Here is a 13,195-nt window from a genome sequence, read left to right as displayed (position 1 = left end):
TAAACTTAGTATTCATAAGCAGTTCAGGGGAAAATTTTTCCTTTGTTATCTAAATTTACAAAAGTAATATACTAGTATTCAGACAAAGATAATCACTAGGGACCAGTTCTTTTAACTGATAAAACGATGTAGAGAATATCGTAAAGATTAATTATTTATCCAAAAAACAGTCCTAACTAAAATTAAAAGCACTTAAACGAATTATTTGAAGTTATTCAAGTAACTACCGAGTATTTTCATAGCTTTCCTTACTTTTATTTAGTTATGATTCAAAAATCTTTTTTCGTGTTGAAAAAGAGAAAAACCCTAGCTTTTGAACCAAATTTAACAATTTTTTCACATCTCTACTCAAATATTAAAGTAAAGTTTAACAAAAGTAAAGTTAAATGTACTAAAAATCTGAATAATTTTAAATTTTTAGTACACTGTAATTAATGGTAGGTTAAAGACACCTTACCTATTTTATTAGCGTTAAAAAATGAACGATCTATAAAATCTAGGTATTGGTTAACGTTATAAGATTTATCAATTACAGGTTTCACAGAGAATCTTTCCTCTAAACTGATAGCATTTTGCAAATCTTCATATGTTCCTAAGCAGTTTCCTATAAATGTAATATTTTTCATTACTCCCATACTTAGTGCTCTTCTTAAAATTGGCTCATTTTCTATAGGTATTTTCTCAGATAAAAGAGGGTGTTGATTTAAAAGCCCACAAGTTATATAAGTGCCTCCAATTTGTAATAAATTTACTGCATTTTCTACATTAAGATCAAAAAAAGGATCAAAAACGTGCGTAATATTTCGCTTCATAGCTTGCAAAGATACGTCTTCTAAACGTTCCACCTCACAAGGATATATATATTCTTTTTCAAAATCTGTCCATGAAGTAGTAGATATACATATAGGTGTAATTCCTTGTATAAGTAGTTGACGAATAATAAACATAGAAGTTGCAGAGCGTGCGCTGAAAACTACTGGATTACCACTTTCTTTCAAAATATTAGATCGTCTAATCATACTGGAAGCAGTTTGTGAGCCTAAAGAAAAACATGCAGCTTCTTCAAGACTTAGACGTGCTGGAATTTTAATAACTTTACTTTTGTGAATTTTTAACCATCCTAAAGATGCAAAATTACTCGGTATTCCTGGTTTTACTCCATGAGGATATTCGCAGTTTGGCATGACAAAATCTCCAACATTGAAATTATTAACATTTTTTCCAATCTTAATAATTTCAGCACTAAATTCTGAACCAAATGGAAAGAATAATCTATTTTCGTTTTTTTCAGAAGTATAGGCTTCTAATAAGATAGATTTATCTCTATAGTTACAAGAAAAATATTTAACTTTTATTAATATATAATCATCATTTTGAAGATTATTTATATCAAAATCGGGTTGATTTAACTCTACTAATCCAAATAGAACATTAGTAGATCCGAATTTAACTGTTTCCATTTTTTTAAACTCTAATGAATTTTTGTATCTGGGATTTATTGCAACTAGGGCTTTCATAGTTTACACCTCCATCAGCTTTTTCTGATAATCTAAGGAACTCAAATTTAGAGGAATCAAAGGAGAGGACCCTTCATTGTACATTTTTAATAATAGTGCTGAATCAGCCATACCACTCCAGCCTAAAAAATATCCAAGTAAATAATCCCTGTTTTTTTCACCTGTATAGTAACCATTTATGTCTATTAGTTTAAGGACGGATAACCAATACTCGTTAGCTAGCATTATATACTCAGATTTTTTTGAAACTTTAAAGGAAAAAAGCAGTGATTGAAGAACACCTGATACTCCATGACAGATTGATAAATCTAAAGGAGTTTCTAATGGAAGAATAGTAGATTTTTTGGCCAAATCAAATAAATTTATGTCAACTTTTAATAAAGTAGCCATTTCTGTCAGTACCATTAATAGACCCGAATTTCCGTTGCACCATCCAACATTTTCAACAGATTCCTCAAACTTAATCCGAGTCGTTTCATGAAATATATTTTTACATATATCTAATCTGTCCAAGGCATAATTTAATCTAAAATTTGTCCATAAAACACCTAAATTTCCGTGAGCTATTCCTTCACTAGGTAATTTAGTATTATGGAATTTTTCTGTAAAATAAATGATATTATCGATAGACGTATTAGGAAAAGTAGCATTTACTAATGCAATACCTATTGGACCTAAAAAAACATCTCCACTTTCAATATTCTCTAATTGAATTTTTGATATAGTCTTATCAAGATATTTCAGTTTTTTTTGTTCATGGTTAAACAGAAATTCAAGAGAATTTGATCCTGAAATAATTGACATTGGGGTATTTGAAACTTCTGTAGAACCATAAATAGTATTTTTAAGAGAGTTGACACCTTTAGAAGCACGAATATATAATTCATTTGTTTCTATATCATCAACGCATTTTTTATATTCTGTTAAATGTTTAAGTAGAAATAAAATACCACCAGCATCATGCAACGAAATACATGATATAGAATTGTAAGCAATATTCATGTCTCCATAAACACCGTTTAACCAACCTGTTTCAGCATTTTTAGATTTTGTAGTAATAGATTGATTTATTATTAACTTAAATAATGCATCTGGGTTGTCTATTGTCACTTCTTTTAAAACATCAGTGAACATTTTAGCTTGTGATTTTTTAGTTTTATTATTTTCAAATGTTGCTTCATGAATCCTAATTTCAGAAAACCCCTCTGCAATTAAACGTTTATCAATTAAAAGTGCCCGATCAGAAAGATTATTTAAAGAATATAAAGCATTTTCTATTGGAGACATTTCAAATGTATTGGTATTTATGTTCATTAAATTAATTGTATGCTTATTCGACCCAATTGAAAAATACGGAATATCTCCTTTTTTTAAAGCTTTTTTTTCTGCCTCAAGTACTTTACTTGCATTTTCCGATTCTGTAAACATTTTAGAAGGCTTCATATAAGATAATATTTTATCTATAGCAGACTCATCAATTAAATTTTCGGGATACAAACATGCATCCAGTAAGAAAAAATATTGAACAGTTGGTCTCACAATTATTCTACTGGTGCAAGGAAAACTACTTAATAAATCACTAATCTTTTCACGATTTACTATTACAGATTTAATACCTTCTTCATAGCCGTTAACAAAGTCTTGCTGGTATGGAAGAGGGCTAGGAAATTTATTTTTTTCTAACATTATAGGAGCTGAATCTCTAGAAACTATAATATTTTGTTTAGATATATCTACTGCATCAGTTCCTGGATTGGTCAGAGTGAAACATAATTCTTCTGTTTTTTGTGGATAAGGTGTATTAATAGCCCCAATTAAGATATTATGTGGTGCTACCATTAACTTAGCTGGAATTATACAAGTATTAGCAATAGAATTAGAGAGTTCTTTATTTAATACGTCCCATATAGAATCCTCATTTATTTCTTCGTGTGATGGTTTTAAACTAGTTTCTAAATCAATGAAATAAGGAGTAGTTCCGTTAAAAATCACATTTTCATCATGTAAATCGGTGGCACCAATACTTCTGAATACTGCTGCACACAGCCCCAAATTATAATAAGCTTCTGATAAGTCTGCCTCATCAATAAAAGTATGAGAAATAAATTTTTGCCAACCATAGCTATTTCGACATATTGTTTGAGCAATTGGTGTATTATATTTGAGCCCTTTAAACTTTAGAATATCAGAAAATATCGTGTCTATTAATTGGTCTATTTCTAGAGAACGGGGTTTATATAAAATTTTTTCTTCATTTGAAAATTCAAAACATAAAACGATTTTTGAACCATTGTGCGGATCAGAATCTAATGCATTTATAGCAGTTAAATAAGAATTTTTACTAATCATCTCATTATTATTTAATTGATCTATATCTTCCTTGAAATTTTTGCATACTGCTATAATGTATAAGCTTGTATTATTTATAATTGTATGAATAATTGTTCTTAAATAGCTGTATTTGTTTAGCCATTTTTCAACCATTTGTTTATCCAGTTTCTGTAAAAACAGATCAAATGCAACGGAAGAATTTGGATTAGCAGGCATATTTAAACTCTTTCGAAATTCATGGAATTCGTAAATAAATGTTTTCTGAACGACTCTATTTATATGATATTCTATTAAAGCATGAAAACACTTTATAAAAACTTCTGTTTCTTTTTCTTGAAATGTTGTAAAAGATCTTTTTAAGGTAGTGTGTGTGTGTTCAACTATATCTTTAAAGATATCTTCTATAATATTAACTAATTTATTATCATTGTGCACAGTTATTTCTCCTTTTCAATTACCGTATTAAATAAATCCTTATAGTCTCCAGGTTGTTGGACTAGATCATTATGGTGACCTGTTTGCACAATTTCTCCGTCTCTAAGAACAAATATTTTATCAGCATTTAGAATCGTTTCTAGACGATGGGCAATTACTATTTTTGTACACTCTAGTTTAGATAGTTCTGTATATACAGAACTTTGAGAAATATTATCTAATGATGATGTAGCCTCATCCATGATTAGTATTTTAGGATTTTGAAGAATTGCTCGTGCGATATGAATTCTTTGTCTTTGTCCACCAGATAAATTTGCTCCCATTTCAGAAATTACAGTATTGTATCCCATTGGTAGATCAGAAATAAAAGATAAAAATTCTAAAGAACTACATAATTCAATTATTTTTTCTTCACTTAATTGACTTCCTAATTTCAAATTTTCTATTATTGTGCGATTATGCAAATGAGCCTCTTGAGGAATATAACTAATTGATTTTCTTAATTGATCAAGGTTATATCGTTGAAAATTAATATCTGAAAAAAATATATCTCCTTTAGTAGGTTCAAATAAACTACTACATATTTTGGCTAGTGTTGTTTTTCCGGATCCGGATACACCTACAAAAGCAACTGTTTCTCCATCCAATATTTTTAAATTAATATTTTTCAACGCTGGTTTTGTATCAGAAGTATATTGAAAATACAAATTATTTATCGAAAGATTTCCAGACTCCATAATATGATCACTTCTAACACTTGATTCAATAGGATAGTCAAATATATCCTCAGATAACTCAATATATCGTTCTACCACCATAATGTTTGAAAGGGTACTAAATATTGTATTTGAATAATTAAATAACATACTAACAGTCGATTGAATAGCTATTACTTGACCTAATGATAATGTCCCTAATTTTTCCTGATATAGACTAATAACAAGAATAATTAAAGGAAAAATAGTTTGCATTCCATATAAAACGGATCCAACAATACCTTGTTGAAGATACATCCTATGTGAAGAAGCAGATAAAAGTTTTGTAAGCTTATCTTTCCAATCAGAAAAATACGACTGTACATAGCCCCCTAGTTTTACACTATTTATAGAAGCTAGAGCATCTAATTGGATACTCTGAACACTAGATCCTTCACGCAATTCTTTATCTGTTGCAGAGTCTACATATTTTTGAGTTATAATCAAAAATAAAAACATAAACATTATTAATGTGACGATAATAATTCCCAAAGTCCAAGAACTCCAAAAAATATATCCAAGTATTACAATACTACTAACTATGTCCAGAAAAGTTTGTACCAAAGTAATTCCTAAAACATCTTGAATTCTAGTCAATGAATTTAATCTAAAAATAACTTCTCCTGGAGATCGTACTGTAAAAAATTTAGCGGGTAATGATAAGGTATGTGCGAAAGCTCCAACTAATAAATGCCAATTGAATTTGTAACTAATTTTAATTGAAAGGTAACTTCTGAAGGTGTTTAGACCAATCATCGTAATTATTGCTAATAGTAGTAATTCTATTGTTTTTACAAACGATATAGAATTTAAGTAACTACTCTTATCTATCAACGATTGTGTAAATATAGGAATAGATAAAGTCATAATTACTAAAATAATACTAGTCATTAGCAAACCTAGATAGAGACTCATCATATTATTCGGCCAAATGTAGTCTTTTTTCCAAGTATCTAATTTATTTTTTTTAACTTTTACAAAGTTTTTATTGGGTTTAGCTACTAAGATATACTGAGAAAAATCTTTTTGAAATTCATTAATTGATATTTTTATTCTTCCTATTGACGGATCCATAATGATAACATATTTTTCGCTGAATAATTCTATGCACACAAAGTGATATCCTTTCCAAAAAGCAATTATCGGAAAATCTACAACTTCAAAAGCTCTCAAGTCTTTGATTTTATAAGTTTGAACATCCATCCCCATGTGCATTAACAATTCTTTTAATTGAGTTAAGCCGAGTCCATCTCTTCCAGGTTCTTTTATTTGTCTAAGGTCCGTAAGTTTTTTATGACATCCATAAGCTTCTAAAATAGTTCGAACACAACATAAGCCACATTCCGTTTGGGCTACCTGAATAGTAGGTTTTAATTTTCTTTTATTTTTAAAAATAAAATTTTTCATTTTATACACCTAACAATAAAGGTGATATTTTCAAATCACTATTTGCTAGTTTACATAAGTGTAACAATGCCCCTGCTTTTCCTGACATTAAGCCTGGACTTAGTGTATATCGACCTTTCCCTTCTTTAAAATATTCATAGATATATGTTGGGGAACAAAATGTATTTTTTATATTATGAATCAGTATTTTTGTTTCTTCTGGAAAAGATTCGTGGACATATTCTAAAGCAGTGAGAACACCCAAACTCCCATGGCAAAGGACAGGAACGCATGAGATCGGTATGGTTTTCAATTGATTTATAACAGATATTACTGATACTTTTGGTAATGCATCCGCTTTATAGGCCTCATAGTAAGCAATTAGTAAGCCTGACAACCCATTACACCATGAAGAGGACACATGCTCATTCTGTTCAGTTAAGTAAGTTTCGATGACACCTTCTTTATTTGTGTAATTCTTCTTGATAGCAGTATCTATATCTATAATTAATTTTTTTATTTTATTATCTTTTATTCTTTGATTAATTATAGAAAAAAACCAAAGTAAATGTCCTAATCCGTGTGCAACTCCAGAAGTCATATAACTATCAATTTCGTTAATTTTTTCATAAGCTAAATTAACACACTTATCTAAAAATTCTTGTTTTGGATGGAAAGTGTCTTGCATCTGTAAGCGCATTATAATCGCACCACTTTTTCCATTAATCATATCAAAAAAATTATTGTCAACAGTTTCTAAGTCCATTCTTAAAAGTTCCCAAGAATTAATAGCGACGTTTTTCCATCGTTGGTTATTTGTAATGGTACCTGCATGATACATTGCCCAAAGTAACCCAGAGATACCTGAAAAAGCTCCAGTACCTGACAACAACACATTCCTTAATTCAAAACTTTGATTTTCGAGGATTTGAGCAGATTTTTCAAATATATCGTTGGAAATATTTGTAGCCTCAATATCAGAAAACTGATTACCTACAATAGATAGCACTAGTGCAGGACCTATTCTGCCACTATATAAATCGTATCCTAAAACTCCAGGTGTCCATCCATTATTCCCGTTTTTAGCTACTGCACCTACCCAAGTTTTTGGCAAATGTTCATATCGATCATCAAGTACTGAATTTAATAAATTTTGAGAAAACCATTTAATAGTTTTAATTATCTCTGTAGTCTTTTTTAGTCCATCACTTTTTTTCTCTATAGCTTTTTGATTCCCATTCTCTAACTCTTCTAGTTTTAATTTTCCTTCCGCGTGTGGGTCTGCTAATTTAGCAACAAATGCTAGTTGTATAATTTGTTGCTGATTAATTAAATCTTTTTGTGATAGTTTTTTCATCTTACGAATAAATTCGGATTGGGGGCTATTTTTAACTGTGGATACAATATCATTATTACTATGAATTTCTGTACCATCAAAATTTATTGTAAAGTAAGGAATATCTCCCTTCCACAATTGACTACATTCGGATTTAGTAATATTTTTATCACTAGTCATACTTAAAATACCAATTCTAGATAATAGTGAATGTGCCATATCTAAATCTTTCGAAGGTTCTGTTGCTGTTAAAACTCGTAATATTTGCTCATATCTATAAGTCATATTGTGGATATAACGAAGTTTAGCACCTTTAAAAGATGTTATTACTTCTTTACTAAAAAATTCTTTGTTTTTTAGTATTAATAAGTAGACATCAGTAAAACCATCGACAACTTTAGCACAGTTTTCATAAATCTGTTTTTCATATTCCGAGTCATTTATAAGATCTTCAGAAACAGTGGCTGAGTTATGCCATACAACTTTAATGTTAGAATTAAATCCGTTGATTAATTCAAAGGTTTTAAAAGGACTAACACTGTTTTTATCTCTAATTCCCGTGAAACCAACGTCAACTGAACCACTTTTGTTTTTATCGCTAATAGAAATTGGTAGTACTCCAGTACCATAAACAGACTTTTCTAAAGAGTCATAGGCACTATTGCTAGATTCTGGTATACCGGATCTATTGCGAGACGGGTGGAATAACGTTTCGAGATCTATTGGCAACGGTCCTTTATGTGTCCATAATATATTACTATAATGCATATCGGACGCATTCAATAAGTACATTAAGCATGCGAGTTGGCCAGCTTTATACATATCAACCTGAGTTTCGTCACTAGTTTCAAATGAGGTAAAACCGTAATTTCCACAATTAATCACAGATAACACAGGTAGATTCAAATTAAATTTATAATTGATAGCCATAATTAATTTGGTGTATCCGGCTTCTCCAGAAACAGAACGTGGTTTATAGATAATTTTTTGTTTGTCTTCAAAATAAATAATTGACACTGATGATCCGTCATTATGCGTATCACCATCAGACTTCACATACACTATTTTTAAGTCTTTATTAATATTAAATTTTTTCTCAATATCTATTCTGTATTGCTGTATTCTTTTGACAGTATCTACAATAGAGTTTATTCTACTTATTATTAAGTTAATACATCTATTCCAAGTAACAAAATACGTCTCAGAAAATTCTTTCATCTTATTTCTTTTTAGTGTTTCATTATAAAGTAAATACGAATTTTCTAATTCGACATTTTGTAATAATTTTATATGTTCAGAAAATCCTCGTATCATATAAGAGAAAGCTACTTGCGATAAATCATCGCAAATAGCTTCTTTGAAAGATAATGGATTGTGAACATAGGCGTCTAATTTGTTATTCCAAACTTTATCCCAAATTTCGCTAGTAATGGACATACATACATTATAGTATGGATATTTTTCCTCTGTTTTATAATTTACTATAGTTGGCAGTTCAATTAATTTTTTTAAATTTAATTGTTCAATATAATGAACTATGGGTAAAATATGCTCATTATAATCTTTTAACTCTAATTCGGGATAAACTTTTTTGCTGTAGACAACCATTCATTCACACCTCACATTCATTTTATTAACAAGCCCTCGTACAAACGCTTGTTGGACATGTTTTATCTGAAATCCAACCTGAAACAGCGATAGAAATAGGAATAGTAATTGTGGGTGTTCCTCCTCCTGTAACTTCATCGTCTGTTAAAGAAATTAAATCTGCCTCTAGGTATTTACCCAACTCTAAATCCACATTTGGTTCATTTTGTTTGTCATTATTCATTATAAAAGCTCCTTTTTATAAAATTATTTACACCAACCCATACATTCGTGTGTAGCTGTACACCAATTTCCTTTGTTTCCCCAATAATCACTCAATGAAAATGTATTAGTAGTGCAGGCACCGAAAACGTCATCGTCGAATGATTGATCGGCTACTTCTTCGAACCAAGCAACTTGTTCATTATTGATCAAAGTTTCGTTGTTTTCTTCATCACGCATATAGTTCACCTCCTTAGAATGTCATTATTCGTCACATGAAAACGTATAAAATTCAATGTTAATAGACGTTTCAGACACGTAACTTTTCCTTTTGTAACTTTATTTTATAGAAACAATCAGCTCCAAACTGGTAAATCAATTTACTAAAATTTATGAAGAAGCTGATTCGTATCTATCGTCAAGAAATAAAAAATACCTGTTTTGTCAATAAAGATCATTTGCCATTTACAGAATAATCAAAATAAAAAGTATGACTATCTTTTTATGCTTAAACTCTGTTCACCTTGATATTTCGTAATGTTATTTGTATGTTAGTAATTATAATTTTAGCAATATCCAAGCTAATTTATTGCCAGAATTCCCTATTTAACATTTATTCCACCCTAAAAGAACACAATCCTCTTAGAATTGTGTTTTCTTTTATTCTTATTTTATTTTAAAACAGAAAACTGAGTTATACATAGTTTTCTACGTTACAACGTTATACATAGTTTTCTACGTTACAACAATATTTTAGCTTTTCATCTCTTAGGATTTGATGGAATTTGATTAATCGTCAGATCTATCTTCTTTAACAGATGTAGCTGCTGTTGCTGGAGCAGGATTTACTGTATCACTTACTACAAATACACTTCCTCCTAGTAATGTTGTTGAAGCTAATGATGTAGCTCCCAATAAGCTAATACTTTTTTCATTGACTTTTATTAGCAGGTTTCTTTTAATTTTAGGCTTTACGCTTACGAATTCTAGTCTAACAATAAAATTATTTTATAATTACAAAGAAGGTGCCTTGGTTTCTTTCCAATAGTAGTTGGAAATGGCTAAGTGTTTCACCCCCACTTGATTTTCTTTATCAATGGTTAACGTTACTTCTTGTTCAGAAGCTTTCTTACCTTTTATAACTTCTGGATGACTTTCATCTTGCCATTTTACAGGTGTATCTTTAGCATGATTTTGATTGGTTTCTCCATAGAATAAAGTATATTGTGCCCCTTTAAACGTAGCATTTCCTTGCGTGTCCGCTCCTGTATCTTTGTCTTCTTTGGTTAAAGTGGTTTGTCCTGTAATTTCTTGGTTGGTCCCTTTTACATATTCTACTGAAATAGGCACGGTTTGATTTTGATAAGCTAAGACCACTTTGACTGGTTTAAACGTATTTACAAACCCAGCACTAGCTTTGCTCTCAGTTACATAATAAGTTCCTAATTCTAATGCTTTCAAAACATCTTTTGACGTTTCTGCATGTCCTTTTGCATCCGTAATTATCGTTTGAACAATCGGTCCATCTGAGGTCTCTTTACGTATCTCAAACTGATTACCCGCTAATGAGTAATGTTCGTTCCAAAGGGTGGTTCCTGTTTCAACACCTTTTTTATCTAAAACTATCTGTCCTTTTTCTCGAAGGTTCTTAGATACTTTTTCAATCGTTTCACCTGCTTTGATGGTGGCAGAAAGCGGCGTTGGGTCAATCGTATACGGCGCTGGAACAGATTTTTCAGTAATAGTCACTTTTGTGTTATGAGGAATCCCTTCAATTAGGCTGGTTCCATCATCCCCTGTTGTCACTTCTTGTGTAGGAAACTTTCCACCGAAATCTAAATGAAAGACGGTTCCTGGCAATTTTTTACCTGACTCTTTATCTATTTTTGTAATTTTTAGTTTGCCTTTTGTTTCTATGTCCAGTTTGACTGTATAAGTCGTTGGTTTATCAATGGCACCTGCCATCACGGTTTGTACACCAGCTTTTTTATAAGCAACTGGCGTGCCTTTTCCTTCTGACTTTTCTAGTGTGAGTACACCCGATTTTGACTGTTCATTCGTACTCAAAGTTAATTGGTTCCCGTTGACATGATAGTCAATGTTCGCAGTATTTTCGACCACTTTATCAAATTCTGACAAGTTTAATTGATTCGTATCTGTTAAAACAGTCGACTTTCCTAAGTTCAGTTTGGTTGTCGTTCCATCAAAGCTGGGTTTCTTTTGATAGTCTTGGACAACTTTATTGATTTTTGCTTCAATGCTTGGAATATCTACTGTACTGCCATCTGGGCGAGACATGGTATGGATGGTATAGCCATTGGCTGCTTGCCAAATAATTTTTTGTGCAACGGCTTGGGTATCAGGATCTTGACCAACTTTTTTCCATAAAATGGAAACTAATTTTGCGCGATCTGGCATATCAGGTAAAGGATTTTTTTCATAACCTGGATTGACTGGATTAATAATATTCACTTCTGGCTCAATGCAGAAAACAGGTTGCTTCTTCCCTTTATAATTAGCATAGGTAGGGGCTGTATGCGTATTAAAAACTTTTCCATTATTATATACCCCCGAAACATTGTAAATATTATTAGCATCATACTCAATTGTTACTTCTTCAGGATAATCTCTTTCTTCTGCATGAGCGATAAGTGGTGTTATACCTGTATTTACAGTTTGGAATAGCAATACTAAAGCCGCTAGCAATTTACTATTCTTTATTCTTGGTCTTCTCACCTTTTTCCTCCTCTCGGATATTGAATATAAAAAAAGACGCTCAAATTTTGAACGTCTTAATTTCTTATTTGATTATATATTGATACATTAAAAAATTTCATTCGCACCATTTTCGCACCACTATAACGAAAAAAGACTGTTAAATCATTGATTTAACAGTCTTTAGTATACCGGCGGCCGGGGTCGAACCGGCACTCCCGTGAAGGAACTGGATTTTGAGTCCAGCGCGTCTGCCAATTCCGCCACGCCGGCAAGATATTTTGGAAGGCGGTAACCGGATTTGAACCGGTGATGAAGGTTTTGCAGACCTCTGCCTTACCACTTGGCTATACCGCCATATTCCATTTTTGTTACAAAAAAACTGGGGTAGCTGGATTCGAACCAACGCATGACGGAGTCAAAGTCCGTTGCCTTACCGCTTGGCTATACCCCAATAAAATTACAAAGGGCGACCGATGGGAATCGAACCCACGAATGCCAGAGCCACAATCTGGTGTGTTAACCACTTCACCACGATCGCCGTAATCTTAAAAAGTGTATCTATTAAATAATTAAATGGCAGGGGCAGCAGGAATTGAACCCACACCAACGGTTTTGGAGACCGTTGTTCTACCTTTAAACTATGCCCCTAAAATGGAGGAAAGTGGATTCGAACCACTGAACCCTAAGGAACGGATTTACAGTCCGTCGCGTTTAGCCACTTCGCTATTCCTCCATAAATGGCGTGAGACAGAGTCGAACTGCCGACACACGGAGCTTCAATCCGTTGCTCTACCAACTGAGCTACCACGCCTAAAACAAAAGCTTGTTCAAATAATTTTCAAGTAACAACATTAAATGGCGGTTCCGACGGGATTTGAACCCGCGATCTCCTGCGTGACAGGCAGGCA

General features: G+C 31.8%; 6 protein-coding genes, 8 tRNA genes and 1 pseudogene (1 of these 15 running past the window's edge). All 15 read right to left on the bottom strand.

Features of this window, described 5'->3' with window-relative positions:
• Window positions 1-431: 431 nt before the first annotated feature.
• On the bottom strand, window positions 432-1,517 hold the full coding sequence (locus IGM04_RS04340) for an alcohol dehydrogenase catalytic domain-containing protein (protein WP_010825119.1): 1,086 nt from the start codon (window positions 1,515-1,517) through the stop codon (window positions 432-434).
• 3 nt (window positions 1,518-1,520) lie between these two features.
• Complete coding sequence (lanM, locus tag IGM04_RS04335; protein WP_010825118.1) at window positions 1,521-4,283, bottom strand: type 2 lanthipeptide synthetase LanM; 2,763 nt, start codon at window positions 4,281-4,283, stop codon at window positions 1,521-1,523.
• Window positions 4,284-4,285: 2 nt separating this feature from the next.
• Window positions 4,286-6,445 (bottom strand): peptidase domain-containing ABC transporter, encoded by a 2,160-nt coding sequence (locus tag IGM04_RS04330; protein WP_010824507.1) that lies wholly within the window; start codon window positions 6,443-6,445, stop codon window positions 4,286-4,288.
• Window position 6,446: 1 nt separating this feature from the next.
• Window positions 6,447-9,368 (bottom strand): type 2 lanthipeptide synthetase LanM, encoded by a 2,922-nt coding sequence (gene lanM / locus IGM04_RS04325; RefSeq protein ID WP_086317768.1) that lies wholly within the window; start codon window positions 9,366-9,368, stop codon window positions 6,447-6,449.
• 25 nt (window positions 9,369-9,393) lie between these two features.
• Window positions 9,394-9,591 carry a class II lanthipeptide, LchA2/BrtA2 family gene (locus IGM04_RS04320; protein ID WP_010824505.1) on the bottom strand — a complete coding sequence of 66 codons (198 nt, stop codon included), beginning with the start codon at window positions 9,589-9,591 and terminating at the stop codon, window positions 9,394-9,396.
• A 23-nt stretch (window positions 9,592-9,614) separates the two neighbouring features.
• A complete protein-coding gene (locus IGM04_RS04315) occupies window positions 9,615-9,809 on the bottom strand; it encodes a plantaricin C family lantibiotic (protein WP_010824504.1) in 195 nt (64 codons plus the stop codon).
• Window positions 9,810-10,592: 783 nt separating this feature from the next.
• Window positions 10,593-12,305 (bottom strand): annotated as a pseudogene (locus IGM04_RS04310) (MSCRAMM family protein); the annotation flags it as partial.
• Between the two features lie 168 nt (window positions 12,306-12,473).
• Window positions 12,474-12,557, bottom strand: a tRNA-Leu gene (locus tag IGM04_RS04305).
• Between the two features lie 13 nt (window positions 12,558-12,570).
• Window positions 12,571-12,641 (bottom strand) — tRNA-Cys (locus IGM04_RS04300).
• Between the two features lie 25 nt (window positions 12,642-12,666).
• A tRNA-Gln gene (locus IGM04_RS04295) sits at window positions 12,667-12,738 on the bottom strand.
• Window positions 12,739-12,752: 14 nt separating this feature from the next.
• Window positions 12,753-12,825: transfer RNA gene (locus IGM04_RS04290), tRNA-His, on the bottom strand.
• A 36-nt stretch (window positions 12,826-12,861) separates the two neighbouring features.
• Window positions 12,862-12,935, bottom strand: a tRNA-Trp gene (locus IGM04_RS04285).
• Window positions 12,936-12,939: 4 nt separating this feature from the next.
• Window positions 12,940-13,020 (bottom strand) — tRNA-Tyr (locus IGM04_RS04280).
• 5 nt (window positions 13,021-13,025) lie between these two features.
• Window positions 13,026-13,098, bottom strand: a tRNA-Phe gene (locus tag IGM04_RS04275).
• Window positions 13,099-13,143: 45 nt separating this feature from the next.
• Window positions 13,144-13,195 (bottom strand) — tRNA-Asp (locus IGM04_RS04270); it runs 24 nt beyond the window's last position.

It is taken from the genome of Enterococcus sp. DIV2385, from assembly GCF_051711925.1.
In the GTDB taxonomy this organism is placed as follows: Bacteria; Bacillota; Bacilli; order Lactobacillales; family Enterococcaceae; genus Enterococcus; species Enterococcus faecalis.
This window is presented reverse-complemented; position numbering and strand designations above follow the sequence as displayed.

What these genes read in the sequence shown, in the direction of transcription:
- IGM04_RS04340 (WP_010825119.1), bottom strand. Translation starts at nt 1,517, where the DNA reads ATGAAAGCCCTAGTTGCAATAAATCCCAGATACAAAAATTCATTAGAG.
- IGM04_RS04330 (WP_010824507.1), bottom strand. Translation starts at nt 6,445, where the DNA reads ATGAAAAATTTTATTTTTAAAAATAAAAGAAAATTAAAACCTACTATT.
- lanM (WP_086317768.1), bottom strand. Translation starts at nt 9,368, where the DNA reads ATGGTTGTCTACAGCAAAAAAGTTTATCCCGAATTAGAGTTAAAAGAT.
- IGM04_RS04320 (WP_010824505.1), bottom strand. Translation starts at nt 9,591, where the DNA reads ATGAATAATGACAAACAAAATGAACCAAATGTGGATTTAGAGTTGGGT.
- IGM04_RS04315 (WP_010824504.1), bottom strand. Translation starts at nt 9,809, where the DNA reads ATGCGTGATGAAGAAAACAACGAAACTTTGATCAATAATGAACAAGTT.